21 protein-coding genes are annotated in these 25,724 nt (G+C 70.5%); 12 read left to right on the top strand and 9 right to left on the bottom strand.

Going from position 1 to position 25,724, the window contains the following annotated elements:
- Positions 1-161 precede the first annotated feature (161 nt).
- The 4 genes from BLU79_RS32240 to BLU79_RS32225 all read left to right on the top strand — a co-directional run bounded on the left by BLU79_RS32240 (position 162) and on the right by BLU79_RS32225 (position 4,423).
- On the top strand, positions 162-986 hold the full coding sequence (locus tag BLU79_RS32240; protein WP_177001257.1) for a response regulator transcription factor: 825 nt from the start codon (positions 162-164) through the stop codon (positions 984-986).
- On the top strand, positions 983-2,467 hold the full coding sequence (locus BLU79_RS32235; protein ID WP_093909499.1) for a sensor histidine kinase: 1,485 nt from the start codon (positions 983-985) through the stop codon (positions 2,465-2,467). The genes BLU79_RS32240 and BLU79_RS32235 overlap by 4 nt, the downstream gene beginning before the upstream one ends.
- 242 nt (positions 2,468-2,709) lie before the next feature.
- Positions 2,710-3,867, top strand: coding sequence for an alkaline phosphatase PhoX (locus BLU79_RS32230; RefSeq protein WP_093909498.1), 1,158 nt, complete (start codon positions 2,710-2,712; stop codon positions 3,865-3,867).
- A gap of 85 nt (positions 3,868-3,952) precedes the next feature.
- Positions 3,953-4,423: an excalibur calcium-binding domain-containing protein gene (locus BLU79_RS32225; protein ID WP_093909497.1), complete on the top strand. Its 471-nt coding sequence runs from the start codon at positions 3,953-3,955 to the stop codon at positions 4,421-4,423.
- A gap of 41 nt (positions 4,424-4,464) precedes the next feature.
- Here the strand turns inward: BLU79_RS32225 and BLU79_RS32220 are convergent, their stop codons facing one another.
- The 5 genes from BLU79_RS32220 to BLU79_RS32200 form a co-directional block, all read right to left on the bottom strand.
- Entirely contained in the window at positions 4,465-4,713 is a 249-nt protein-coding gene (locus BLU79_RS32220) for a hypothetical protein (protein ID WP_093909496.1), read from the bottom strand.
- Complete coding sequence (locus BLU79_RS32215; RefSeq protein WP_093909495.1) at positions 4,710-6,044, bottom strand: S8 family peptidase; 1,335 nt, start codon at positions 6,042-6,044, stop codon at positions 4,710-4,712. Before BLU79_RS32215 ends, BLU79_RS32220 begins: the two co-directional genes overlap by 4 nt.
- Before the next feature lie 326 nt (positions 6,045-6,370).
- Positions 6,371-6,832 carry an RICIN domain-containing protein gene (locus BLU79_RS32210; RefSeq protein ID WP_093909494.1) on the bottom strand — a complete coding sequence of 154 codons (462 nt, stop codon included), beginning with the start codon at positions 6,830-6,832 and terminating at the stop codon, positions 6,371-6,373.
- 198 nt (positions 6,833-7,030) lie between these two features.
- A complete protein-coding gene (ppdK, locus tag BLU79_RS32205; RefSeq protein WP_093909493.1) occupies positions 7,031-9,751 on the bottom strand; it encodes a pyruvate, phosphate dikinase in 2,721 nt (906 codons plus the stop codon).
- 406 nt (positions 9,752-10,157) lie between these two features.
- On the bottom strand, positions 10,158-11,387 hold the full coding sequence (locus BLU79_RS32200) for an ROK family protein (protein WP_177001256.1): 1,230 nt from the start codon (positions 11,385-11,387) through the stop codon (positions 10,158-10,160).
- Between the two features lie 120 nt (positions 11,388-11,507).
- On the opposite strand from BLU79_RS32200, the gene BLU79_RS32195 reads away from it, so the two are divergent.
- The 3 genes from BLU79_RS32195 to BLU79_RS32185 all read left to right on the top strand — a co-directional run bounded on the left by BLU79_RS32195 (position 11,508) and on the right by BLU79_RS32185 (position 16,951).
- Positions 11,508-12,932 carry an MGH1-like glycoside hydrolase domain-containing protein gene (locus BLU79_RS32195; protein ID WP_093909491.1) on the top strand — a complete coding sequence of 475 codons (1,425 nt, stop codon included), beginning with the start codon at positions 11,508-11,510 and terminating at the stop codon, positions 12,930-12,932.
- Positions 12,929-14,866 carry an amylo-alpha-1,6-glucosidase gene (locus BLU79_RS32190; RefSeq protein ID WP_093909490.1) on the top strand — a complete coding sequence of 646 codons (1,938 nt, stop codon included), beginning with the start codon at positions 12,929-12,931 and terminating at the stop codon, positions 14,864-14,866. Before BLU79_RS32195 ends, BLU79_RS32190 begins: the two co-directional genes overlap by 4 nt.
- Before the next feature lie 213 nt (positions 14,867-15,079).
- Complete coding sequence (locus BLU79_RS32185) at positions 15,080-16,951, top strand: alkaline phosphatase family protein (RefSeq protein ID WP_371131981.1); 1,872 nt, start codon at positions 15,080-15,082, stop codon at positions 16,949-16,951.
- Positions 16,952-17,025: 74 nt separating this feature from the next.
- Here the strand turns inward: BLU79_RS32185 and dusB are convergent, their stop codons facing one another.
- The gene (dusB, locus tag BLU79_RS32180) at positions 17,026-18,174 is read right to left on the bottom strand and encodes a tRNA dihydrouridine synthase DusB (RefSeq protein WP_371131980.1); all 1,149 of its coding nucleotides are present in this window, start codon (positions 18,172-18,174) and stop codon (positions 17,026-17,028) included.
- A gap of 70 nt (positions 18,175-18,244) precedes the next feature.
- On the opposite strand from dusB, the gene BLU79_RS32175 reads away from it, so the two are divergent.
- Positions 18,245-19,690, top strand: coding sequence for an MFS transporter (locus tag BLU79_RS32175; protein WP_093909488.1), 1,446 nt, complete (start codon positions 18,245-18,247; stop codon positions 19,688-19,690).
- 51 nt (positions 19,691-19,741) lie between these two features.
- Here the strand turns inward: BLU79_RS32175 and BLU79_RS32170 are convergent, their stop codons facing one another.
- Positions 19,742-20,635, bottom strand: a complete 894-nt coding sequence (locus tag BLU79_RS32170; RefSeq protein ID WP_177001255.1) for a helix-turn-helix transcriptional regulator — start codon at positions 20,633-20,635, stop codon at positions 19,742-19,744.
- Between the two features lie 101 nt (positions 20,636-20,736).
- On the opposite strand from BLU79_RS32170, the gene BLU79_RS32165 reads away from it, so the two are divergent.
- The 3 genes from BLU79_RS32165 (at position 20,737) to pqqA (ending at position 22,790) form a co-directional block, all read left to right on the top strand.
- Positions 20,737-22,164 (top strand): MFS transporter, encoded by a 1,428-nt coding sequence (locus tag BLU79_RS32165; protein WP_093909487.1) that lies wholly within the window; start codon positions 20,737-20,739, stop codon positions 22,162-22,164.
- 146 nt (positions 22,165-22,310) lie between these two features.
- Positions 22,311-22,517 (top strand): hypothetical protein, encoded by a 207-nt coding sequence (locus tag BLU79_RS32160; protein WP_093909486.1) that lies wholly within the window; start codon positions 22,311-22,313, stop codon positions 22,515-22,517.
- 129 nt (positions 22,518-22,646) lie between these two features.
- Positions 22,647-22,790 carry a pyrroloquinoline quinone precursor peptide PqqA gene (pqqA, locus tag BLU79_RS32155; protein ID WP_093909485.1) on the top strand — a complete coding sequence of 48 codons (144 nt, stop codon included), beginning with the start codon at positions 22,647-22,649 and terminating at the stop codon, positions 22,788-22,790.
- A 76-nt stretch (positions 22,791-22,866) separates the two neighbouring features.
- Here the strand turns inward: pqqA and BLU79_RS32150 are convergent, their stop codons facing one another.
- Positions 22,867-23,469: a TetR/AcrR family transcriptional regulator gene (locus BLU79_RS32150; RefSeq protein ID WP_093909484.1), complete on the bottom strand. Its 603-nt coding sequence runs from the start codon at positions 23,467-23,469 to the stop codon at positions 22,867-22,869.
- A 29-nt stretch (positions 23,470-23,498) separates the two neighbouring features.
- Positions 23,499-24,506, bottom strand: a complete 1,008-nt coding sequence (locus tag BLU79_RS32145) for an aldo/keto reductase (protein WP_093909483.1) — start codon at positions 24,504-24,506, stop codon at positions 23,499-23,501.
- Between the two features lie 166 nt (positions 24,507-24,672).
- On the opposite strand from BLU79_RS32145, the gene BLU79_RS32140 reads away from it, so the two are divergent.
- Positions 24,673-25,719, top strand: coding sequence for a chitinase (locus tag BLU79_RS32140; protein ID WP_093909482.1), 1,047 nt, complete (start codon positions 24,673-24,675; stop codon positions 25,717-25,719).
- Positions 25,720-25,724 lie beyond the last annotated feature (5 nt).

Below are 25,724 nucleotides of genomic sequence, written 5' to 3'. Positions count from 1 at the left end.
GTCACCACAACCGTAGAGGGGGCCACCCCAGACGAAGGTTAAGCGAAGGCCAGAGCGCGCCCAGGAATTGGCCATTCTTTGTCGCATGACCACGAAAGCGCTTGTCCCCTGTAGCGTGTCGACTTCAGGGCAGAGATTGTCAATTCGAGAGAACAGGACCCATGGGCATACAAGTGCTGCTCATAGAGGACGACGAGACGATCGCCGAACCGCTCGCCGAGGGACTGGGCAACTTCGGCCTGACGGTGGATCACGTCACCACCGGAGCGGAGGGGTTGAGAAGGCCGTACGGCGATGTCGTCCTGCTCGACCTCGGGTTGCCGGACATGGACGGCATCGACGTCTGCCGCGGCATCCGACAGGTCTCGGACGTGCCGGTCATCATCCTGAGTGCGCGGGGTGAGGAGGCCGACCGGGTGCTCGGTCTCGAGCTCGGGGCCGACGACTATCTGGCGAAGCCGTTCAGCGTGCGGGAGTTGGTGGCCCGGGTGCGTGCGGTGACCCGGCGGACCCAGCGCACGGAGGCGGTGGCGGAGCCGGTGGCCGCCCTGCCGCCCCGGCCGTACGAGACCGTGCCGTCACCGTCGTACGAGATCGCGCCGCCCCCGCACCCGCCGCAGGAGACCGCGGCGCCCTCGGCGTTCGACGACACCGCGCCCCAGCCCGCGTACGCCCCCGGCCCCCTCGTCGTCGACCGCCGCACCCGGCAGGTCTGGGTCGGCGAGGTGCCCGTGAGTCTCACGCCGAAGGAGTTCGAGTTGCTGGCGCTGCTGGCCGAGGATCCGGGTGCGGTCTGTTCCCGGCAGCAGATCCTGGACCGGGTGTGGGATCCGCACTACGAAGGACCGACCAAGACACTGGACGTCCATGTCGCCTCGCTGCGGCGGAAGTTGGGCGACCCGGCGTGGATCCAGACGTTGCGCGGGGTCGGCTTCCGGCTGGCGGTGCAGACCGATCCGGGCGGGCCGCAGGTGTCCTCGCCATGACCCGTCGGCTGCTGCTCAGCTATCTGAGCCTCGCCGCGCTCGTGCTGGTCTGCCTGGAGATCCCGCTGGGCTTCGTCTACTCGCGCAGTGAGCGGGAGCGGGTGGTGAACGCGGCGAAGGACGAGGCCGAGTCGGTGTCGGCGTACGCCTCGCTGTCCCTCAGCGCGGGGCGGTCGGAGCGGGACCTGCCGCGCCGGGTGGCGCACTGCGCCGAGCGCATCGGCGGGAAGGTGGTGATCGTGGACGCCGCGGGCACCCTCCTCGCCGCCTCGCATCCGCTGGCCGCCGTGATGTCCGCCGAACTCGCCTCCCGGCCCGGCATTGCGGCCGCCCTGCACGGCACCTCCACGGTGGACGTCCGTACGTCGACCATCGGCGGGGTGGAGTACCTGTCGGTCGCCGCGCCCATCCGGCACACCTCGGGGCTGCAGGGTGCCGTCTGGCTGACGCTGCCGACCCGGACGGTGCACGAACGCGTCCATCATGTCTGGCTGTTGCTGGGCCTCGGCGGGCTCGGCGTCCTCACCGCGGTCGCGGTGGTCGGCTTCGCCATCGCCCGCTGGACCGGCCGCCCGATCCGCGAACTGGAACGCGCCACCGATGAGTTGGCGGACGGCGGTCTGGCCGCACCGGTGACGATCACGAAGGGCCCGCCCGAAGTACGACGTCTGGCCGCCGCGTTCAACCGTACGGCGGCCCGCCTCGCCCATCTCCTCGACGAACAGCACGCGTTCGCGGGCGAGGCGTCCCATCAGCTCAAGACGCCGCTCGCTGCGCTGCGGCTGAGACTGGAAAACCTGGAGCCGAGCGTCACCGCCCGCGGCCGGGGCAGCCTCGCCGCCGCGGTGACCGAGACGGACCGGCTCTCGCGGATGGTGGAGGGCCTGCTGGCGATGGCACGCCTGGAGGAGAACGCCGCGACCCCCGGCCCGGTCGACGTGGGGGCGGTGTGCGCGGAACGGCACCGCACCTGGCAGCCGCTCTTCGACAAGCAGCGGGTCTCCCTCGTGCTCTTCGCGGGCAGTGTCGGTCCGGTGTTCGCCGTACCCGGCGGGGTCGAGCAGATCGTGGACAACCTGCTGTCCAACGCCCTGCGTGCCTCGCCGTCCGACAGCACCGTGACCATGGAGCTGCGGCTCCATGTGCCGGCCCGCCGCGCCCTGCGCGACGCCCGCCCCGCCTGGGTCGACCTGCACATCACCGACGAGGGCCCCGGTATGACCCCGGAGCAGCGCGCCCGCGCCTTCGACCGCTTCTGGCGCGCGCCGGGCGCGCCCAAGGGCGGGACGGGACTGGGACTGTCGCTGGTCCAACGGCTCGCGCACGCGAGCGGCGGCGAGGCGAACCTGCACGCGGCGGCCGCGGGCGGGCTGGACGCGGTGATCCGGCTGCCGTCGGCTCAGGCGCCGCGCGAGGGGCACGGGCCGGGGCCCGAGAAACCCGGGCAACGCAAGCGCGGGGTGCCGGTGTTGCGTGTGTGAGCGCACACGGGCGGGGACACTCAAGGAGCGCACACGGGCGGATGCACTCCGGGGAGCGCACGCGGGTGGCACTCACATGAGCCCTCATGGGCGGCGCACATGCAGCACCCAGCTACGCCGTCCGACGGCCATGCGTTGGCCACGGCCCGTCCACCATGCGCCCCTAGGTTCCATGCCGCCCCCCCAGGCACGACCCCCGTCGCCGACCGGCGGCGGGGCGGTCTCCACCTCTTGGAGTGAGAGTGGAACGTCGTAACCTCCTGCGTGCGGCCGTCCTCGGCGGCTCTGCCGCCGTGTTCGGCGGAACCCTTTGGCGCGGCGCCGCGTACGCCGCGCCCGCCCAGCCCGGCACCGGCCCCTACGGGCCGCTGGGCTCCCCCGACGCCAACGGCATCAGACTCCCCAGCGGCTTCACCAGCCGGGTCATCGCCCGCTCCGGCCAGACGGTCTCCGGCACCTCGTACACCTGGCACAACGCCCCTGACGGCGGCGCCTGTTACGCCGACGGCAGTGGCTGGATCTACGTCTCCAACTCGGAGATCAACCCCTCCGGCGGCGCGAGCGCGGTGAAGTTCTCGTCGACCGGCACGATCACGGGCGCGTATCGCATCCTCTCCTCCACCCGCCAGAACTGCGCGGGCGGCAAGACCCCGTGGAACACCTGGCTGTCCTGCGAGGAGGTGTCCCTCGGCTACGTCTACGAGACCGACCCGTGGGGCGTCAACACGGCGACCCGCCGGGACGCGATGGGCCGCTTCAAGCACGAGGCGGCCGCCGCCGACCCGGACCGCCAGGTGATCTACCTGACCGAGGACGAGTCCAACGGCCGCTTCTACCGCTTCGTCCCGACGACCTGGGGCAACCTGTCCTCCGGCACGCTCCAGGTCATGGTCGCGGGCTCCGGCACCTCGGGCTCCTTCACCTGGGCGAACGTCCCCGACCCCGACGGCTCCCCCACCGCCACCCGCTCCCAGGTCTCCGGCTCCAAGTCCTTCAACGGCGGCGAGGGCTGCCACTACGCCGACGACACGGTCTGGTTCACCACCAAGGGCGACAACCGCGTCTGGCAACTCAACCTCACCAACAACACCTACGAGTTGGCGTACGACGACTCCCTCGTCAACGGCACCGCCCCCCTCACCGGCGTCGACAACATCACCGGCTCGTCCTCCGGCGACCTCTTCGTCGCCGAGGACGGCGGCAACATGGAGATCTGCCTGATCACCCCGGACGACATCGTCGCCTCGTTCCTGCGGATCGACGGCCAGTCGAGCTCGGAGATCACGGGGCCGGCCTTCTCCCCGAACGGGACACGCCTGTACTTCTCCAGCCAGCGCGGGACGAGCGGCAGTTCGTCGGGCGGGATCACGTATGAGGTGACGGGGCCCTTCCGCGCGTAGCGGTCACGAAACAGACACATCTCCTACACATCCGGACGCCGGGCATTACGGTCATCCCCTCACGCAACACCAGTGGGGGGATGACATGCCCAATCCGGACACCGCACCACATGTGCCGCAGCAGCCGCCGCCGTTCCGCCCGGCGCCCCGATGGGCGCGCAAGCGCTACCTGCTTCCCGCGCTCGGGCTGGCCTTCTTCCTCGGCTTCGCCGCGAGCGGTTCCGACCAGGGCTCGAAGAACTCCGAAGCGCAGCCGACGGCGGCCTCGCCGGGTCCCACGGTCACCGTGACGGCGACCATGACGGCCCCGGCGGAAGAACCCGAACCGGCTCCGACCGTGACGGCCACAAAGACGGTCAAGGTCACCGCCACCGTCACGGTGGAGCCCGCGGCGGACAGCGGCTCCGACAGCGGTGGCGGTGACTCGTCCGGCAGCGATGTCTTCTACGACAACTGCGACGCCGCTCGTGCCGCCGGCGCCGCGCCGGTGTACGCCGGTGATCCCGGCTACGGCCGCCACCTCGACCGTGACGGGGACGGGGTGGCCTGCGAGTAGCGGCCACGCCCCGGGCCGGATGACCGGGGCGTGGGTCGGGCTCACTGGATCGGGGAGTCGGGCGGGGGAAGGCGGAAGGTGAGTTCCCGGTCGACGGAATCGACGCCGTCGACCGCCTCCAGGGCCGGTATCCGGTCCTCCGCGACGGTGCCGGAGAGCGTGCCGAGGAGGGGCTGCTCGGCTGTGACCGTCAGGCCCTTGCGCCGCAGGGCGTCGACGATGTCCGCGAACCGGCCGGGGTCGACCGCGAGGATGACCCCGACCGGCGCGGACGCGGACGACTCGCTCACGGGGCCTGGAGCAGGCCCGAGCCGACGTCCCTGACGGGCTGGGACAGCGGGAACGCGCCGGACAGCAGGGCGGCCTTGAGGTCGGCCGCGGAGGCGTGGGGGTTCGCCTCGGCGATCATCGCGAGGACACCCGCGACATGCGGCGTGGCCATGCTCGTACCGCTCATGTCGTCGTACCCGCCGCCGGGGGCCGCCGAGCGCACGTCCCGGCCGGGCGCGGCGATGTTGATCTCGCCGCCCTGGCCGTTGATGCCGCCGTTGGAGAAGAACGACGGCGTGAGTGACCTGTCGAGCGCGCCCACCGCGAGGATGGAGGGACAGTTGGCGGGCCGGCCGACGGGCTTGATGCTCGGCGGCCGGTTGCTCTCGTTGCCCGCCGCGGCGACGATCACCGTCCCGAGCGCCAATGCGCGCTGGGCGAGGATCTCGTACGTCTGCGGGAAGAGCTCGCCGACCTGGACCGGAGCACCGAGCGACATGGAGATCACCCGCGCACCCCGGGCGATGGCCCAGGAAATGCCCGCCAGGATCTGGCCGTCGGCGCCGCGGCCCCGGTTGTTGAGGACCTTCCCGGCGAGGATCCGGGCGTCGCAGGCCACGCCGTAGCGGGGACCCTGCTGCGGCTTGTTCGGGCCGGCCACGGTGCCTATGCAGTGGCTGCCGTGGCCCTGGACGTCCTCGACCGTCTCGCCGAGCACGAAGGACATCGTCTCCTCGATGCAGCCGACGAGGTCCGGGTGGTCGGTGTCCACGCCGGTGTCGAGGACGGCGACCTTCACGCCGCGTCCGGTCAGGTGGGACAGGTTGGCCCGGATCGCCTGCAGGCCCCAGGTGAAGCTGTGTTCGTCCGGGGCCGGCCCGTGGGCGGCGGCCATCTCTGCCCTGGAGTGACGGGCGACCACGTCCTCGTCGCTGCGGTACGCCGGGAAGAACTCGGTCGGCGCCTGCGTCGGGGCGGTGATCGGCATGGCGTACACCATGCGCTCCGGCTCCGCCGCGATGATCGTCGACTCGGCCTCGGCCGTGGTCACCAGCGCGTGGCGCTGATCGGGCCGCACCTCGACCACGGCGGCGCCGAGTTCCTCGAAGTACACCGAGACGTCGGGGCGTTCCAGCAGTTCGGAGACGTGCCCGACGTCGGTTCCGCGGACTCGTTCGACGGACGCGATGTCGGCGGAGGAACGCAGTGCGCTCAGTCCGCTCTCCTGGTTGCCCGGTTCGAGCAGGACCACGTACCGACCGGTGTACTCCGCACCCTGGCCGGTGACGGGAGTGTTGGGCCGGTTGGGCTGCCCGTCGGAGGCGCGCCTGTCCATGGGTCCGTTCGCCATTGAATTTCCCGCTTTCTGTGTGCTTCCCCCCGTTGTTCGGACGCACGTCGATGCACGGCGCGGCAGGTAGCCGGGAACCGGGAATGTGGAGTGAGGTTCGGTCGTGGATCGACGCGAAATGCCGTTGCCTGCAAGGGCGTCCCTTCTCGGGCCCACGGCACGACCCCCTCGAACACGGTCGCACCGGACACCGTGGCCCGCAACACATCACTGCTGGTGACGGCCACCGGAACGGGCCAGAAGGCGGCACCCCCGCACACGGCGAATGGCCGGCTCCCCGAGCCGGGAAGTCGGCCATTCTCATACCCACGCGTCATGGGGCCCGGCTAGGCGAGGTACCAGATCCACCACCGCTGCGAAGGCCCACCCGTGCACGTCGACAGCTGCACCCGGTCGTTCGCGTTCCTGGCCAGGCACGTGCCCGTCACCGAGTTCTTGATCAGCGCACCCACGGTGTCGTTCTTCTGCACCGACCAGTACGCCGCATCATCGGCGGCCTGGCACTCCTTCATCGCGATCAGCCCGTTCCGCGCCGTCAGGCACAGCCCCGTCGCCTTCTGCCGCAGCGCCGTGTACGCGATGCCGTTGTCCCAGTACCACGACTGGTAGTCGCCGTAATTACAGTCGGTCACGTACGGCCCGAAGTCCGCCCGGAAGTCCAGACAGTTCCCCGTGTCCGGCATGCCCTCGAACGCCGACGTCGAAGCCGCCGCACTCGCCGGCGTCACGTTCAGCCCGATCGTCATCCCGACGGCCGCAACGGTCACGGCCAGCCTCTTCCACATCATGAGACCCCCTCGCCCGGCAAACACCGGTACGTCCGGATGTGAGCGAGTGCATGACAATAGCCAGGATGCAGATGATGCGCGAGAGGGCGGCACCCCCGCACGGGTACCGCCCTCTCTCTTCGTGCACCGGAACCGCCGCCCATCGGTACTGAGGGTCGGGGACGGACGACGGCTCCGGAGTCGCAGTGGCCGTAAGGCCTACCGGTGGTCGCTGCCCTCCGACTGCGTGGCCGCGCGCCCCGCCTCCAGTCGCGCCACCGGAATCCGGAACGGCGAGCAGGAGACGTAGTCGAGTCCGACCTCGTGGAAGAAGTGGACGGACTCCGGGTCACCGCCGTGCTCGCCGCAGACGCCGAGCTTCAGATCGGGCCGGGTCGCGCGCCCCGCCGCCGCCGCGGACGCGACGAGCGAGCCCACGCCATCCCTGTCGATCGTCTCGAACGGGGAGACGCCGAAGATGCCCTTCTCCAGGTAGGCCGTGAAGAACGAGGCCTCCACGTCGTCCCGGCTGAAGCCCCACACGGTCTGGGTGAGGTCGTTCGTGCCGAAGGAGAAGAACTCCGCCGCCTCCGCGATCTGTCCGGCCGTGAGGGCCGCACGCGGGAGCTCGATCATCGTGCCGATCGAGAGCTTCAGCTTCGTACCCGTCGCCGCCTCGACCTCCGCGATGACCTGGTCGGCCTCCTCGCGGACGATCTCCAGCTCCTGGACCGTGCCGACGAGCGGGATCATGATCTCGGCGCGCGGGTCGGCCTTGGCGTTCTTGCGCTCGGCCGCGGCCTCGGCGATGGCCCGGACCTGCATCGTGAACAGACCGGGGATGACCAGGCCGAGGCGTACGCCACGCAGGCCCAGCATCGGGTTCTGCTCGTGCAGCCGGTGCACCGCCTGGAGCAGCCGCAGCTCGTTCTCGTGCGGCTCCTGACGGGACTCGGCGAGCGCCACGCGGACCGACAGCTCGGTGATGTCGGGCAGGAACTCGTGCAGCGGCGGGTCCAGCAGACGGATCGTCACCGGCAGGCCGTCCATCGCCGAGAACAGCTCGACGAAGTCCTGCTTCTGGAGCGGGAGCAGCGCCTTCAGGCTCTCCTCGCGCTCCTCCTCCGTGTGCGCCAGGATGAGGCGCTCGACCAGCTCTCGGCGGTCACCGAGGAACATGTGCTCGGTACGGCACAGGCCGATGCCCTGCGCGCCGAAGCGACGGGCGCGCAGCGCGTCCTCGGCGTTGTCCGCGTTGGCGCGCACCCGCAGCCGGCGCTTGCGGTCGGCGAAGGCCATGATCCGGTGCACGGCCTCGACCAGCTCGTCGGCGTCCTGGGCGCCCGCGTGCATCCGGCCCTCGAAGTACTCCACGACCGGGGACGGGACCACCGGCACCTCACCGAGGTACACCTTGCCGCTGGAGCCGTCGATGGAGATGAGGTCGCCCTCCTCCACCACGTGCCCGCCCGGCACCGTCATCCGGCGCCGCTTGGTGTCGACCTCGAGCTCCTCGGCGCCGCAGACACAGGTCTTGCCCATGCCGCGCGCGACCACGGCCGCGTGGGAGGTCTTGCCGCCACGGCTGGTCAGGATGCCCTCGGCGGCGATCATGCCGTCCAGGTCGTCGGGGTTGGTCTCCCGGCGGACCAGGATGACCTTCTCGCCGGAGCGCGACCACTTCACCGCGGTGTACGAGTCGAAGACCGCCTTGCCGACCGCCGCACCGGGCGAGGCCGCGATGCCCCGGCCGACCTGCTCGACCTTCGCCTCATCGTCGAACTTCGGGAACATCAGCTGGGCGAGCTGGGCGCCGTTGACGCGCTGCAGCGCCTCCGCCTCGTCGATGAGGCCCTGGTCCACGAGCTGCGTGGCGATACGGAAGGCAGCACCCGCCGTGCGCTTGCCGACACGCGTCTGCAGCATCCACAGCTGTCCGCGCTCGATGGTGAACTCGATGTCGCAGAGGTCCTTGTAGTGGTTCTCCAGCGTCTCCATGATCTGCATCAGCTGGTCGTACGACTTCTTGTCGATCGTCTCCAGCTCCGCGAGCGGCACGGTGTTGCGGATACCCGCGACCACGTCCTCGCCCTGGGCGTTCTGGAGGTAGTCGCCGTAGACGCCCTGGTGGCCGGAGGCGGGGTCACGCGTGAACGCCACGCCCGTACCCGAGTCCGGACCCAGGTTGCCGAAGACCATGGAGCAGACGTTGACGGCCGTGCCGAGGTCGCCGGGGATGCGCTCCTGGCGGCGGTACAGCTTGGCGCGGTCGGTGTTCCAGGAGTTGAAGACCGCCTCGATGGCGAGGTCCATCTGCTCGCGCGGGTCCTGCGGGAAGTCCCGGCCGGCTTCCTTCTTGACGATCTTCTTGAAGGCGGTGACCAGCTTCTTCAGGTCGGCGGCCTCGAGGTCGGTGTCGACCGTGACCTTCTTGGTCTCCTTGGCCTTGTCGAGGGCGTCCTCGAAGAGCTCGCCGTCGACGCCGAGGACGGTCTTGCCGAACATCTGGATGAGGCGGCGGTAGGAGTCCCAGGCGAAGCGCTCGTCGCCCGCCTGGTCCGCCAGGCCCTTCACCGACTTGTCGGAGAGGCCGATGTTCAGAACCGTGTCCATCATGCCGGGCATGGAGAACTTCGCGCCGGAGCGGACCGAGACGAGGAGCGGGTTGTCGGGCTGGCCGAGCTTCTTGCCCATCCGAGCCTCAAGAGCGTCGAGGTGCGCACTCACCTCGTCACGCAGTGCCGCCGGCTCCTCGCCGCTGTCGAGGTAGACCTTGCAGGCTTCCGTCGTGATCGTGAAGCCAGGGGGAACGGGGAGTCCCAGGTTGGTCATCTCGGCGAGGTTGGCACCCTTGCCACCCAAGAGGTCCTTGAGGTCCTTGTTTCCCTCGGTGAAGTCGTAAACGAACTTCGCTACGTGGGGTTCTTTGTTTTCCGACACGGTCTCGACTCCCTCGAGGACGCGGTGGCTGCCCTGACGGCGAGGAACATACCCAGATCGAAGGCGCCTGGGTACGTCTACTCACGCGTCATGCGCCTGTAACCACCCGTCCGCCAGTGGATCGAAAGTCAAAGCTTGGCAAGCCCCGACGGCCGGATGTTTTCACTTCTTGAACGCAAGAGCGCCCACAGGTGCGGATTTTCGCTCAGATGAGCAGCCTTACCGCACGTTTGATTTCGATCGATGAACGATCAAGGGGTGGCACCGAGTGCCACCCCTTGGAGAAGTGCAACCGCTCAAGATCCGCTCATCTGAGCGCAACCCTTATCAAGGGTGGCGAGAATCACGCTGCCACAGCCAGGGGATTTCCACCATGCGGACGTGCTACCTGGCCGAAACGTCCTGGTTACACGCCGAGCGCCAGCAGCCGCTGCGCCACCCGCTCCGGCGCGTACAGATGCTCCACGACCAGCGCCCCGGCCCCCACCAGCCCGGCCCGCTCGCCCAGCCGTGAGGTCACGACCTCCAGATGAGCGGTGGAGCGCGGCAGCGCCCGCTGGTACAGCAACTCCCGTACGCCGGTGAGGAACGGCGTCCCGGCCAGATCCCCGGCGATCATCAGCACCCCGGGGTTGAGGAGCGTCACGACGGTCGCCAGTACGTCCCCGACCTGCCGCCCGGCCTCCCGCGCCAGCGCCGCCGCCCCCGGATGCCCCGACGCCAGCAGATCCCGCACATCCGATCCGGAGGCCGCCGGCACCCCGTCCTCGGCCAGCCGCCGCGCCACCGCACCGCCACTCGCGACGGCGGCAAGACAGCCGTACGAACCGCACCGGCACAGCGCGTCGGCGCCCACCCGGATGTGCCCGATGTCGCCCGCGCCGCCGTCGATGCCGCGATACACGGAGCCGTCCACGACGACCCCCGCGCCGATCCCGGTGGACACCTTGACCAGCACGAACGCCGAGCAGTGCGGGTATCCGGTGCGCTGTTCGCCGTACGCCATGAGGTTGGCGTCGTTGTCGACGAGGACCGGCACCGAGGCGGCACCGGTGTGCTCGCTGAAGGCTCTGGCCAGCCGCCCTCTTATGTCGTAGCCGTCCCAGCCCGGCATGATCGGCGGCTGGACGACCCGGCCGGTCTCGTTGTCCACCGGCCCCGGCACCGCGAGCCCGATCCCGCACACCTCGTCGGCCCGGCGCCCGGCCTTCTCCAGCAGCTCGGCGAACCAGCGCCCCAGCTCGCCCAGCACCACGTCCGGCCCGTCCGCGAGGGCCGCCGCGCCGCCGTGCTCGGCGAGGATCTCGCCCGTCAGGGTGAGGACCGCGGCGCGCGCGTGCCGGGTGTCGAGGTCGGCGGCGAGGACGACCGCGTGCTCGCCGTCGAACTCCAGGGTGATGGAGGGGCGGCCGCCCAGCGGGGAGTCCACGGGACCGCCGGCGCCCTCGCGCAGCCAGCCGGCCCGGAAGAGACGGTCGAGACGCTGGCCGACGGTCGCACGGGACAGCCCGGTGGCCTGTTGGAGGGCGCCGCGCGTGGTGGCGCGCCCGCTGCGCACGAGTGCGAGCAGATCGCCGACGCCCGCCTGACTCCCGCTCTTGGTCGCCCTGCCCGTCCGTCCCGGCTGACCGGTCATGCGCACCCCCTTGTGTTTCTCAACTCTGCATTACATATTGAGTTTTGCGTGTTAAATAGACGTAACCCTACGGTAGCCACGACCGAACCGGTCGGCCGAACGTCTTTCGGGGAGCCCCGAGTGGATCGCACTGCCCAGCTCACAGCCCGTCCCACGGAGCGTGACATCGCATACGATCCGCCCCCTGCGGCGGATTCGCCGCACGTCAGGGCCGCACAGGTCCTGGAGACCAACTGGACCGGCACCTCGACCGTCCCCTCGCGCAGCCTGTATCCGCACCAGTGGTCCTGGGACTCGGCGTTCATCGCGATCGGCCTGAGGCACCTCTCGCCGTTACGGGCCCAGACGGAACTGGAGACACTGCTCGACGCCCAGTGGGGTGACGGGCGCGTCCCGCACATCGTCTTCAACCCCTCCGTGCCGCTCGACGCCTACTTCCCGAGCCCTGACTTCTGGCGCTCCTCGACCGCGGGGCGCGCTGCGGGCGCCCCGCGCACCGTACAGACCTCCGGCATCGTGCAGCCACCGGTGCACGCGCTGGCGGCCTGGCTGGTGCACCGCGCCGACCCCGGGCTGTCCCGGGCGCGCGGCTTCCTCACCCGGGTGTATCCCCGCCTGGCCGCCTGGCACCGCTATCTGCTGCACCGGCGCGACCTCGGCGGAGGCGGCCTGGCGTCCGTCGTGCACCCCTGGGAACAGGGTATGGACAACAGCCCCTGCTGGGACGCCCCCCTCGCCCGCATCACGCCCGCCCCGGCCCGGACCTTCCGCCGCGCCGACCTCGACCACGGGGCGGCCGAGGACCGGCCGACGGATCTGGACTACGGGCGGTATGTGCGGCTGGCGACGGAGTACCGGGACGGCGGGTATGCCGACGGGGCCGGGGACTTCGCGGTCGAGGACCCCTCCTTCAACGCCCTGCTCATCGCCTCCGAGCACGCGCTGGCCCGGATCGCGCGGGAGCTGGGGGCGACGGGGACGGCCCGGCAGGCGCGCGCCGAGCGGCTGACGGCGGCGCTGATCGAGCGGATGTGGGACCCGGCGGAGGGGATGTTCTTCTGCCGCGACGTGCGCGGCGGGGCACTCGTGCCCGAGCGCAGCGTCTCGGGCCTGATCCCGCTGCTGCTGCCAGGTCTGCCGCGGGACATCTCCTCCGCCTTGGTGCGGACGACGACGTCCAAGCACTTCGGCCTCGGCGACTCGACCCGCCTCGTGCCGTCGTACGACCTCCTCGGCGAGGCCTTCGATCCGCACCGCTACTGGCGCGGCCCAGCTTGGTTCAACACGAGCTGGCTACTGGAGCGGGGGTTGCGGACACAGGGGGAACACCAGCGGGCCGACGCGCTCCGCGAGGCGTTCCTGGACATCGCGCAATCTTCCGACTTCGCCGAGTACGTCGACCCGTACACCGGCGAGGCCTGCGGAGCCACCGGCTTCGGCTGGACCGCCGCGCTCACGCTCGACCTGCTGCACAGCGACACCGAAGCCACTGCGATCACCGAAGCCACTGCGATCACGGGATTCAAGGGAGGTAACCGGGGATGACGGACCGGCATCATCTGCTCGTGTACGGGGGCACGTTCGCCGCCGTGGGAGACCGTGGGGACATCAGCGGCGTACGGGGCGTCGGCTCCCCGGAGGGGTTATTCGTACGGGACGCCCGGCACCTGAGCCGCTGGCAGCTCACCGTCGACGGAGCGGTTCCCGAGACGCTCAGCCCGGTGGCCGACGGCGACACCGCCCACTGTGTCCTGGTCCCGCGCGGCGGCCGCAACGAACCGCCCGCGTACACGCTCTTCCGTGAACAAGCGGTCGGAGACGCGTCGTTCATCGAGTCACTCCGCGTCACCAGCAACCGCCCGGTACCGACGACGGTCCGTCTCGCGGTCACCGCCGACGCCGACTTCACCGACCAGTTCGAACTCCGCTCCGACCATCGCACCTACGCCAAGACCGGCGCCACCCGCGCCCGCCAGGTCCTCGACCACGGCGTGGAGTTCACCTACCAGCGCGGCGAATGGCGCTCGATCACCACCGTCACGGCCGACCCCGCCCCCGACGGCGTCGAGGAGACGGGCACCGGCGCCCGCCGCCTGGTCTGGACCCTGGACCTGGAACCCCACGGCACGGCGGAACTGACCCTCCGGGTGATGGCCCGCCCGCACGGCGACAAACGAGCCTTGCGCGTCCCACGCTCCCCCGCCGCCCTCACCGAACAACTCCTCTCCCTGGAGGGCGAGTTCGTGGAGGGCGTGGCCTTCCCGACGGGCTGGCCCGAGCTGGCCGCGGCCTGCGCCCGGGGCCTGGCGGACCTGGCCGCGCTCCAGGTCCCGGCGACGGGCCCGGAGGGCGAGGAGCTCCGCGTCCCGGCTGCCGGCGCCCCCTGGTTCCTGACCCTCCTGGGCCGAGACGCCCTGCTCACCTCCCTCTTCTCCCTCCCCTACCTCCCCCGACTGGCCGCCGCCACCCTCCCCGCGCTGGCCGCGGCCCAGGCGACGGAGACGGACCCCGAGTCGGTGGCCCAGCCCGGCAAGATCGTGCACGAGGTACGGCACGGCGAGCTGGCGCACTTCGGGCAGGTGCCGTACGGCCGTTACTACGGCTCGGTGGACGCGACGCCGCTGTTCCTGGTCCTGCTGGGCGCGTACGTCGAACGGACCGGCGACACGGCACTCGCGCAGCGCCTTCAGCCGTACGCCCGCGCGGCGATCGGCTGGATGCTGGACCACGGCGGCCTGACCTCCCGCGGCTATCTGGTCTACCGCGCCGACCAGGGCGGCCTCGCCAACCAGAACTGGAAGGACTCCCCCGGCGCCATCTGCTCGGCCGACGGCACCCGCCCCGCCGGACCGGTGATGGCGGCGGGCGCCCAGGGCTACGCGTACGACGCCCTGCGCCGCACGGCGTGGCTCGCCCGCACGGTGTGGCAGGACGAGACCTACGCGGCCCTCCTGGAACAGGCGGCCGGCGACCTCCGGGACCGTTTCCAGCGGGACTTCTGGATGCCGGAGCACTCCTTCCCGGCGCTGGCGCTGGACGGCGAGGGCCGCCAGGTGGACGCACTCGCGTCGGACGCGGGGCACCTGCTCTGGTCCGGCCTGCTGGACAAGGAGTACGGCGAACTGGTGGGCCGCCGCCTCCTCGAACCCGACTTCTTCTCGGGCTGGGGCGTCCGCACACTCGCCTCCGGCCAGCCGGCGTACCACCCGCTCTCCTACCACCGCGGCTCGGTCTGGCCGCACGACAACGCACTGATCACCCTGGGCCTGTCCCGCTACGGCCTGCACGACGAGGCCCGCACGGTCGCCCACGCCCTGGTCGACGCGGCGACGACCACCGGCCACCGCCTCCCGGAGGTCATCGCGGGCTACGGCCGCGACACCCACACGGAACCGGTGCCGTACCCCCACGCCTGCGTACGCGAATCCCGCTCGGCAGCGGCTCCGTTGGCGCTGCTGACGGCGGTGGGCGGGGCGTAGGAGGGGAGCGCCAGGCTTGTTGGCCTGGCGTTTGCCGAGCGTTTGCCGAGCGCTGGGGCGGAGTGACTGAACATGGGTCGGGGGCGACCCGTACGAGGGTGTGGCGGGCCCTGCGGGTCCGAGGAGGTGCCCGCACCTCCTCGGACCCGCCACCTCCCCAGCGCGGCCCGCCACACACTCTCCACCAGGGGCCTCGCACGGAAGGACCTTCGGGTGCCCGTCTTCACGCGCCTACGTCAACTGCCCGGCAAGAAGGACGACTTGCCGGTCGAGCACGCCGTCACCGAGTCCGCCACGGAGAACCAGCCGACGGATGCACTCGCAGCCACCGACGACGCACCCGCAGCCGCCGGCGGCGAGGAAGCCCCACAGGGGCCACCCGCACCCGACGACGATGGCAGCACGGGTGGTGCAGGTGGGAACACCAAGGCCGAAGGCGAAGCCGAGGCCGAAAAGCCCGGGCCCCCCTACCTCCGCTGGACCCTCACCACCCTCGCCACCGCCCTCATCTACATCTGCCTGCAAATGCCGAACACCCGAGGCAACCTCAAAGCCACGGAGTTCATGCGCCTCCCCGCGGAGGCGATCATCGGCGCCGCCGTCCTCCTCACCCTCCCCCGCCGCCCCCGCCTGATCGTCGCGGCCACCACCGGCGCCGCCCTGGGCGCCCTCACCGTCCTGAACGTGATGGACATCGGCTACAACGAATTCCTGGGCCGGCACTTCAACATCGTCCTCGACTGGGAACTCCTCGACGACGCCCAGTCGTACATGAAGGACTCCTTGGGCGGCACGACCACGACCCTCCTCACCATCGGCATCGTCCTCCTCGTCGTCGCCCTCATAGCCCTCGTCGCCCTGGCCACCGTCCGCGTCGCCGACGTCCTCGCCCGCCACAAGGCGGACGCGTCCAGAGGCGCCCTCATCGCCGGCACGATCTGGATCACCTGCACGGCGTTCGGCCTCCAGGTCGCCGGCGTGCCGATCGCCGCGGACCACACCGCCGGCGTCCTCAAGGTCCACGCCCGCCGCGCGATGGACACCCTCCGCGACGAGGCACAGTTCGCGAAGGACGCGAAGGCCGACACCTTCGGCAACACACCGCCCGACCAACTGGTCCCGGACCTGCGCGGCAAGGACGTCATCTTCACGTTCATCGAGAGCTACGGCCGCAGCGCACTTCAGGACCCGGCGATCGCCCCCGGAGTCACCAGCACCCTCGACACCAGCACCCAGGCCCTGGCCGACGCCGGCTTCCACGCGAAGAGCGGCTGGCTGACGTCGGCGACGTACGGCGGCAGCAGCTGGCTCGGCCACTCCACCACCCTGTCGGGCCTGTGGATCGACAACCAGCAGCGCTACCGCACCGTCATGGCCAGCGACCACCTCAGCCTCACCAAGGCCTTCCAGAAGACCGGCGACTGGGACACGGTCGGCGTCATGCCCGGCGTGCAGAAGGCCTGGCCGGAACAGAAGTACTACGGCCTCGACAAGGTCTACAACGCCTTCCAACTCGGCTACAAGGGCCCGAAGTTCAGCTGGTCCACGATGCCCGACCAGTACGCCCTGGAGGCCTTCCAGCGCCAGGTCCACGGCAAGAAGCGCGACAAGCCCCTGATGTCGGAGATCATCCTGACCTCCAGCCACCAGCCCTGGGCCCCCATCCCCAAGATGGTCGACTGGGACGACCTGGGCGACGGTTCGATCTTCAAGCCCATCCAGCAGTCAGGCACCGAACCGGCGGACATCATCTCCGACTCCACCCGTTCCAAGCAGGAGTACGGCAAGTCGATCTCGTACTCCGTCACCAGCCTCACCCAATGGCTGGAGCGCTACGGCACCGACGACACGGTCCTCGTCTTCCTCGGCGACCACCAGCCGATGTCCCGGGTCAGCGGCACGAAGGCCAGCCGGGACGTCCCGATCTCCATCGTCGCCAAGGACCCCAAGGTCCTGGACAAGATCGCCGACTGGAACTGGGCGGACGGCCTCCAGCCCACCTCCAAGACCCCGGTCTGGAAGATGAGCTCCTTCCGGGACCGCTTCCTGACGGCGTACGGCTCGATCCCCAGCCCGTCGAAGTAGCCGCGGGGCAAGCCGACCTGCTGAAAATGCCGGGACCGGCGCCGAGAGGGGATGGGCGTGCGTGTACCCCACCCTCACCCGCCGGAGGTATCCAGCTCCGCGTCCTCGCTCACGCCCGCGCAGTCGTACGGGTCCTTGAGCCAGCCATCCGGCAGCACCACCCGGTTGTTGCCGGACGTACGGCCGCGGGGCCCGTCGGCGCCCACCGGCCACGGCTGGTCGAGTTCCAACTCGTCCAGCCCGCCCCGCAGTTCCTCCAGCGACGACGTGATGGCCAGCCGCTTGCGCATCTCCGAGCCGACCGCGAAGCCCTTCAGGTACCAGGCAACGTGCTTACGGAAGTCGATGACGCCACGCGCCTCGTCCCCGATCCACTCACCGAGCAGCGTGGCGTGCCGAACCATGACGTCGGCGACTTCCCGAAGGGCCGGCCGTGCGATGTCCTGGTCCCGCCCCTCGAAAGCCGCGACCAGATCCGAGAACAGCCAAGGCCGCCCCAGGCACCCCCGCCCGACCACAACCCCGTCACACCCGGTCTCCCGCACCATCCGCACGGCATCCTCGGCCGACCAGATGTCACCGTTCCCGAGCACGGGAATCTCCGGCACATGCTCCTTGAGCCGCGCGATGGCGTCCCAGTCGGCCGTACCGCCGTAGTGCTGGGCGGCCGTACGACCGTGCAGCGCGATGGCCGTCACGCCCTCCTCCACCGCGATCCGCCCGGCGTCGAGGTAGGTGATGTGATCGTCGTCGATGCCCTTGCGCATCTTCATCGTGACGGGCAGATCCCCCGCCCCGCTGACCGCCTCCCGCAGGATCGCCCGCAGCAGATTCCGCTTGAACGGCAGCGCAGACCCCCCGCCCTTACGCGTCACCTTGGGCACCGGGCACCCGAAGTTCAGGTCGATGTGATCGGCCAGCCCCTCCTCCGCGATCATGCGGACGGCCTTGCCGACGGTGGCCGGGTCGACCCCGTACAGCTGGATCGAGCGCGGCTTCTCGGTCGCGTCGAAGTGGATCAGCTGCATGGTCTTCTCGTTGCGCTCGACCAGCGCCCGGGTCGTGATCATCTCGCTGACGAACAGCCCCTTGCCGCCGCTGAACTCCCTGCACAGCGTGCGGAAGGGCGCGTTCGTGATCCCGGCCATCGGGGCGAGGACGACGGGCGGCTGGACGGTGTGCGGGCCGATCTCCAGGGGAGCGGCGACGGGCGAGGCGGTCATGGGCATTCCCCCATTCTCACGTACCGGACGGGGTGCGGCGAAATTCATTAGTTAGGCGTACTATTCAAGAATGCCGGAGCTCAGTTCTCGCCGCCGACGGCTGGTCCTCGCGATCTGCTGCATGAGCCTGCTGATCGTGAGCCTCGACAACACCGTGCTCAATGTCGCCCTGCCCGCCCTGCAGCGCGACCTGGGCGCGAGCACGTCGGGCCTGCAGTGGACCATCGACGCGTACACCCTCGTCCTCGCCTCGCTGCTGATGCTGGCCGGCTCCACGGCGGACCGCATCGGCCGCAGACGCGTCTTCATGGCGGGCCTGGTCATCTTCACCATCGGCTCGGCCCTGTGCTCCCTCGCACCGAACCTCGACGCCCTGATCGCCTTCCGGATGGTGCAGGCGGTGGGCGGTTCGATGCTCAACCCGGTCGCGATGTCGATCATCACCAACACCTTCACGGACCCGCGGGAGCGGGCCCGGGCGATCGGCGCGTGGGGCGCGGTCGTCGGCATCTCCATGGCCGCGGGCCCGCTGGTCGGCGGTCTGCTGGTGGAGTCGGTCGGCTGGCGGTCGATCTTCTGGGTCAACCTCCCGGTGGGCCTCGCCGCCCTCCTCCTCACCCTCCGCTACGTCCCCGAGTCCCGCGCCGCGAAGCCGCGCCGCCCCGACCCGATCGGCCAGGTGCTGGTCATCGCCCTGTTCGGCTCACTGACGTACGCGATCATCGAGGCACCCACCGCTCCGGCCCGCGAACTCCTCGTCTTCGGCGGCATCGCCCTGACCGCACTGACAGCCCTCCTCGCCTACGAGCCCCGCCGCGCCGAGCCCCTCATCGACCTGCGGTTCTTCCGTTCGGCGCCGTTCAGCGGGGCCACGGTGATAGCGATCAGCGCGTTCGCGGCGCTCGGCGGCTTCCTGTTCCTGTCGACGCTGTATCTGCAGAACGTACGCGGGCTGGACGCGCTGGACGCGGGCGTGTGGATGCTGCCGATGGCCGCGCTGTGCTTCGTCTGCGCGCCGGTGGCGGGACGGGTGGTCGGCAACCGGGGGCCTCGGCTGCCGCTGCTGATCGCGGGGGTGGCGATGACGACGTCCGGGGTGCTGTTCGCGGCGTTCGAGGCGGAGACGCGGAACGTGACGCTGGTGCTCGGGTACGTCCTGTTCGGGCTCGGCTTCGGCTTCGTCAACGCGCCGATCACGAATACGGCGGTGTCCGGTATGCCGCGTGCCCAGGCGGGGGTGGCGGCCGCCGTCGCCTCCACGAGTCGGCAGTTGGGGCAGACGTTGGGTGTGGCGATCGTCGGTGCGGTGCTGGCCTCCGGCGTGGGGACGGCGTCGTATCGGGCCGCGTTCGTCGATGCGGCTCGTCCGGCGTGGTGGATTGTCGCCGGGTGTGGGCTTGCGGTGCTGGTCGTGGGGTTGGTGACCAGTGGGGCGTGGGCACGTCGTACTGCGGAGCGGTCGGCTGAGAGGCTGGAGTCGGCGGAGGTGCGCGCGGCGTCTCGGGTCAGTGCGTAGTTCGGCGGCTGACGGTTGGTGGGGTCTGGTCGCGCAGTTCCCCGCGCCCCTTTAGGGCACTGCCCTCGCCAGCGATATCGAGTGCAGCCTTTCCAGCCGTTGCCTCGACTCCTCGTCCGCCGGCACATAGGTGACCATCCTCGGGCCCGCCTCCGGGCTCAGCCACAGATCCGTGTGGTCGACCACCAACCGCCCCACATGCCGGTTGATGAACTCCTTCCTCTTGCTCCGGTGAGCCACCACCTCATGGCGATCCCACGCCTCGCGGAACTCGGCGGACTCCGTGCGCAGGCGCTTGAGGAGCATCTTCCAGGCGGGTTCCCCGAGGTGGCCGGCCATCGCGGCGCGGAAGCGGGCGGCCATGAGGCGTTGGGCCTCCTCCAGGTGCACGATCGACGACTGCCACTCCTCGTGCGTGTACGAAAGGATCATGCAGTTGCGGTCCTCGGGCGGCACCGCCTCCAGGTCGCACAGCAGCAGGCCGTAGGTGCGGTTGTGGGCGAGGATGTCGTACCGGCTGTTCTGGAGGCAGGCCGGATACGGCTCCAGCTGCTCCAGTACAGCCCTCATGGCGGGGGTCACCGACGGGCAGGTCGTCGCGGGTGTCGGGTCCACCGCCCCGGCCAGCTGGAAGATGTGGGAGCGCTCGCTGGGGTCGAGCATCAGGGTGCGGGCGAGGGCGTCGAGGACCTGGACCGAGACCTGGATGTCCCTCGCCTGTTCGAGCCACGTGTACCAGGTGACGCCGACCGCCGAGAGCTGGGCGACCTCCTCGCGGCGCAGGCCGGGTGTGCGGCGCCGGCGGCCGCGGGGCAGGCCGACCTGCTCGGGGGTGATGTGCTCGCGGCGGTGGCGCAGGAACTCGGCGAGTTCGTGGCGCCGGACCGCCGAAGCGGCCCCGGCGCGCGGCGCCTCGGTGACCGTCTCCTGTGCCATGGTCGTCATGCCTCCAGCCTGCCGCCGTCCGAACCCTGTTTCCAGGTGGTTCTTCTACCAGGATAAGAACACTCTGGTACCACTCTCCGAACCGCCGCAGTCTCGTAACCGTGACCGAAACCATCACTGCGCTCAAGGCCAGGACGGCCGCGGCCCCACCCACGCTCGGCACCCTCGGCCTCTTCACCGTGCTGCTCGCCGCGGCACTCCCCCTCATCGACTTCTTCATCGTCAACGTCGCCCTGCCCACCATCGGGCACGACCTCGCGGCGAGCGAGACCATGCTCGAACTCGTCGTCGCGGGCTACGGGTTGGCGTACGCCGTGCTGCTCGTCCTCGGCGGGCGGCTCGGCGATCTGTTCGGCCGGCGTCGGCTGTTCCTGGGCGGTATGGCGGCCTTCGGGCTGACCTCGCTGGCGTGCGGGCTGGCGCCCAGCGCGTGGACGCTCGTCGCGGCGCGGGTCGCGCAGGGCGCGGCGTCGGCGGCGATGCTGCCGCAGGTGCTCGCCACGATCCAGGCGGCGACCAGCGGTCAGCGCCGCGCCAAGGCCATGGGGCTGTACGGCGCGACGGCCGGGCTGTCCATGGTGGCCGGGCAGATCCTCGGCGGCGTCCTGGTCGCGGCCGACATCGCGGGCACCGGCTGGCGCTCGGTGTTCCTGGTGAACGTCCCCGTCGTCCTCGTCGGCCTCTTCCTGGCCGCCCGCGCGGTCCCGGAGACCCGCTCCCAGCACCCCGAACCGATCGACGGACCCGGCACGGTCCTGCTCGCCGTCTCCCTCCTCACGCTCCTGGCCCCGCTCACCGAAGGCCGGGCGGCGGGCTGGCCGCTGTGGACGTGGCTGTCGCTGGCGGCGTTCCCGTTCGTGGCGGCGGCGTTCTACGCGGTGGAGCGCAGGGCGGACCGGCGGGGCCGTACGCCACTGGTGCCGCCGAGCCTGTTCGCGCTCACGTCACTCAGGCGTGGGCTGGTGATGATCGTGCCGTTCTCCATCGGCTTCAGCGGCTTCATGTTCGTGATCGCGGTGGCGCTGCAGCAGGGGGCGGGCCGCGGTCCGGTCGCGGCCGGGCTGGCCCTCGCCCCCATGGCGGTGGTGTTCTTCTTCGTCTCGCTGGCCGGCCCACGGCTGGTGGCCCGCTACGGCACCCGGGTCGTGACCGCCGGGGCGGCGATCCAGGGGGTGGGCGTGGCCCTGATGGCGCTGGCGGCCTGGTACTCCTGGCCGGACCTCGGCCTCGTCGAACTGCTCCCCGGGGCGGCCGTCGCCGGCGCGGGACAGGCCCTCCAACTCCCCGTCGTCTTCCGGATCGTGCTCTCCGAGGTGCCGGCGGCGCGGGCGGGCGTGGGCAGCGGGGTGATGATCACGACCCAGCAGTCGTCCCTGGCCCTGGGCGTGGCGACGCTGGGTACGCTCTTCCTCTCCCTGGTCCCCGGGCTCGGTATGCGCGACGCCCTGGTGACCACGCTCCTGGTCCAGCTGGCCGGAGTGGCGCTGACGGGGCTGCTCAGCCTGCGTCTGCCGCGCACGATCGGCTGACGGACATGTGAGGGTGTGGCCACAGGTTGGCCAACTTGCCGAGGAAGTGTCCCTGTTGATGTTGGTCTTGCTGCACACTCCTTGCTGCGCACGGCTGCTCAGGGCCGGCGCACACAGACTCGATGTCCTCGGACGCTGGAGGCGTCATGCTGGAGATCAACACAAGCAAGGTGAGCCGCTGGGACCAACACGGACGGGAGCACGTCGTACAGGTACTACGCAGGGGCGCGCAGCGCACGGTCAGATGTGACACATGTGGTTGGCGCAAGGCCGCGCAGTTCCTGCCGTGGCTGAAGGCGGAGGAGCATCTGGCGGAGGCCCACCAGGCGACGGTGGATCCGACGGAGGCGTAGCCGCGGTCGCGGGGCCGCCGTGGGACGGTGCGAGGCCCGGTTGGGCGACTCCAAATGGCCGAACATCCGGGGTCCTTGAATACTCCTTGGCAAGAGTCCTCGCAGGATTCCGAAAGGAAGGTACGCAGGATGAACGAAGCCATGGAGCAGGCGGAACAACCGGCCGCCCGGACCGCCGAGACCCCGACCGACGCGATCGCCTGGCAGACCCCCGAGTGCACGGTCGTCGACACCGCGCTGGAGGTCACCGCCTACTCCCTGACCGCCCGATAGCCCACGGCAGACGGCCGACGGCGACATCCCGGCGGAACCGCGCGTGCCCCGCCCCTCGGGGCACGCGCCCGCTCCTCTACGCGCTGTCGTCCTGGGCGCCCAGGCCGCGCAGCAGCAGCTCCAGCATCGCGGCGAAGTCGTCCTCGGCACCCGGCTCCTCCCACTCACGCGCATAGCACGGGTCGTGGAAGCGGCCGGTGGCCTGGAAGACGGCGCGGGCGGTGGCGGCGGGGTCGGCCGCGGTGAAGTTTCCCGCGCCGACGCCCGCCTCGATGATCTGCGCCAACTGACCGGTCAGGTCGGCGATGTGCGCACCGACCGCTTCGGTGTTCTCCCCTGCCAGGACGCTGTAGGTGGCGAACAGCTCGGGGTCGTCGCCCGCCTTCCTGCGCTTGGCGGCGAACAGGGCCGTCAGCCAGTCCCGCAGCCGGGACTCGGGGTCCCCGTCCTCGGCGACGATGGCGGAGAGGGCGTCCGACGTACGGTCCAGCCACCTCTTCGTCACCGCCTCCCGCAGCGCCGCCTTCGTGCGGAAGTGCCGGTAGACGCTGCCATGGCTGACGCCGAGCGCACGGGCCACGTCGACCACGGTGGCCTTGGCGGGGCCGTGGCGGCGCAGCACCTCCTCGGTCGCCACGAGGATGCGCTCGGCGGTCAGGGTCACGGGGGGCGGTGCCATGAGTCAGACGGTACCTGGCGGCTCGGACACTACTTGCTGCCCAGGTGTGCCATCTGTGCGGCCGGGTAGCGGTCGCCCGCCGCCGCGTCCGCCGGCACGGCCTCCTCGATCGCGGCGAGGTCGGCCGCGTCCAGCGTCACGTCCAGCGCGCCCAGCGACTCGCCGAGCCTCTCCCGGGTGCGGGCGCCGACGAGCGGCACGATGTCCTCGCCCCGCGACAGCACCCAGGCGATGGCGATCTGCGCGACGCTCACGCCCTTCTGCTCGGCGATCTTCCGCAGCGCCTCCACCAGGTTCAGGTTGTGCTGGAGGTTCTCGCCCTGGAAGCGGGGCGACATGGCACGGAAGTCGTTCGCGCCGAGCTGCCGGTCGCGGGTGAAGTGGCCGGAGATCAGACCGCGGGACAGGACGCCGTACGCGGTGATGGAGATGCCCAGCTCACGGGTGGTCGGCAGGACCGACTCCTCGATGCCGCGGGAGATCAGGGAGTACTCGATCTGCAGGTCGGCGATGGGCGCGACGGCGGCGGCCCGGCGGACGGTCTCGGCGCCGACCTCACTGAGGCCGATGTGCCGGACGTACCCCTTCTCGATCAGTTCGGAGATCGCGCCGACCGTCTCCTCGATGGGTACGGCCGGGTCGAGCCGGGCGATCCGGTAGACGTCGATGTGGTCGACGCCGAGCCGCTGCAACGAGTACGCGGCGAAGTTCTTCACGGCGGCGGGCCGGCCGTCATACCCGGACCAGCCGCCGTCGGGGTCCCGCAGCGCACCGAACTTCACACTCACCAGCGCCTGTTCGCGCAGGTCGGCGGGGGCGGCGCGCAGGGCCTCGCCGATCAGCATCTCGTTGTGGCCCATGCCGTAGAAGTCGCCGGTGTCCAGCAGGGTCACGCCTGCCTCCAGGGCGGCGTGGAGGGTGGCGATCGACTCGGCCCGGTCGGTGTCGCCGTACAGCGCGGACATGCCCATGCAGCCGAGGCCGACGGCGGAGACCTGGGGGCCGGTGGTTCCGAGGGGGCGGGTTTGCATCGTCATGCCTCCACCATGCCCTAACAGATGACAGATTTCAATATCTGTCATTCCATACTCGTCAAGCCCGAACGGAAATGGTCCAGACCTATTGACGGGAGGTCTGGACCACGAGCACTGTCATGCCTACGACACGTATGACACCTCACCGCACCCCCACCGGGAGGCCCGCATGCTCCGCCGCGCCCTGCGCCTGCTCGCCACCGCACTGACGACCGCCTGTCTCGCCCAGTTGCCCGTCGCCACGACCGCCTCCGCGGCCGACACCTGCGCGGTCAAGCCGAAGCCCGCCGGCAAGGTCCTCCAGGGCTACTGGGAGAACTGGGACGGCGCCGCGGGCGGTGTCCACCCGCCCTTCGGCTGGACCCCCATCACCGACTCCCGCATCCCCGCGCACGGCTACAACGTGATCAACGCGGCGTTCCCGGTCATCCGCTCCGACGGAACGGCCCTCTGGGAGGACGGCATGGACACCGGCGTGAAGGTGGCGACACCGGCGGAGATGTGCGCGGCGAAGGCGGCCGGCCAGACGATCCTGCTGTCGATCGGCGGCGCCACAGCGGGCATCGACCTCAGCTCGACCGCGGTGGCCGACCGCTTCGTGGCGACGATCGTCCCGATCCTGAAGAAGTACAACTTCGACGGCATCGACATAGACATCGAAACGGGCCTGGTCGGCAGCGGGAACATCGCCCAACTCTCCACGTCCCAGGCCAACTTGATCCGCATCATCGACGGAGTGCTGGCACAGATGCCATCCGGCTTCGGCCTGACGATGGCCCCGGAGACGGCGTACGTCACCGGCGGCAGTGTCGTCTACGGCTCGATCTGGGGTGCGTATCTCCCCGTCATCAAGAAGTACGCCGACAACGGCCGCCTGTGGTGGCTGAACATGCAGTACTACAACGGCAGCATGTACGGCTGCTCCGGCGACTCCTACTCCGCCGGCACCGTCGAGGGCTTCGTCGCCCAGACGGACTGCCTCGACAAGGGCCTAGTCATTCAAGGTACGACGATCAAGGTGCCGTACGACAAGCAGGTCCCGGGCCTGCCCGCCCAGCCGGGCGCGGGCGGCGGCCACATGTCCCCGACCCTGGTCGCCCAGGCCTGGCGGCACTACGGCACCGCGCTGAAGGGCCTGATGACCTGGTCGATCAACTGGGACGGCTCGAAGAACTGGACGTTCGGCGACAACGTGAAGGCGCTGCAGGGGCGTTGAGCGGT

The organism is Streptomyces sp. cf386, assembly GCF_900103585.1.
GTDB lineage: Bacteria > Actinomycetota > Actinomycetes > Streptomycetales > Streptomycetaceae > Streptomyces.
Note: the sequence above shows the minus strand (reverse complement) of the source record. Positions and strands in the feature narration are given on the sequence as shown.

Coding starts and splice junctions, on each gene's coding strand:
- BLU79_RS32240 (WP_177001257.1), top strand. CDS start 162: ATGGGCATACAAGTGCTGCTCATAGAGGACGACGAGACGATCGCCGAA.
- BLU79_RS32235 (WP_093909499.1), top strand. CDS start 983: ATGACCCGTCGGCTGCTGCTCAGCTATCTGAGCCTCGCCGCGCTCGTG.
- BLU79_RS32225 (WP_093909497.1), top strand. CDS start 3,953: ATGCCCAATCCGGACACCGCACCACATGTGCCGCAGCAGCCGCCGCCG.
- BLU79_RS32215 (WP_093909495.1), bottom strand. CDS start 6,044: ATGGCGAACGGACCCATGGACAGGCGCGCCTCCGACGGGCAGCCCAAC.
- BLU79_RS32210 (WP_093909494.1), bottom strand. CDS start 6,832: ATGATGTGGAAGAGGCTGGCCGTGACCGTTGCGGCCGTCGGGATGACG.
- BLU79_RS32200 (WP_177001256.1), bottom strand. CDS start 11,387: ATGACCGGTCAGCCGGGACGGACGGGCAGGGCGACCAAGAGCGGGAGT.
- BLU79_RS32190 (WP_093909490.1), top strand. CDS start 12,929: ATGACGGACCGGCATCATCTGCTCGTGTACGGGGGCACGTTCGCCGCC.
- dusB (WP_371131980.1), bottom strand. CDS start 18,174: ATGACCGCCTCGCCCGTCGCCGCTCCCCTGGAGATCGGCCCGCACACC.
- BLU79_RS32175 (WP_093909488.1), top strand. CDS start 18,245: ATGCCGGAGCTCAGTTCTCGCCGCCGACGGCTGGTCCTCGCGATCTGC.
- BLU79_RS32170 (WP_177001255.1), bottom strand. CDS start 20,635: ATGACGACCATGGCACAGGAGACGGTCACCGAGGCGCCGCGCGCCGGG.
- BLU79_RS32160 (WP_093909486.1), top strand. CDS start 22,311: ATGCTGGAGATCAACACAAGCAAGGTGAGCCGCTGGGACCAACACGGA.
- pqqA (WP_093909485.1), top strand. CDS start 22,647: ATGAACGAAGCCATGGAGCAGGCGGAACAACCGGCCGCCCGGACCGCC.
- BLU79_RS32150 (WP_093909484.1), bottom strand. CDS start 23,469: ATGGCACCGCCCCCCGTGACCCTGACCGCCGAGCGCATCCTCGTGGCG.
- BLU79_RS32145 (WP_093909483.1), bottom strand. CDS start 24,506: ATGACGATGCAAACCCGCCCCCTCGGAACCACCGGCCCCCAGGTCTCC.
- BLU79_RS32140 (WP_093909482.1), top strand. CDS start 24,673: ATGCTCCGCCGCGCCCTGCGCCTGCTCGCCACCGCACTGACGACCGCC.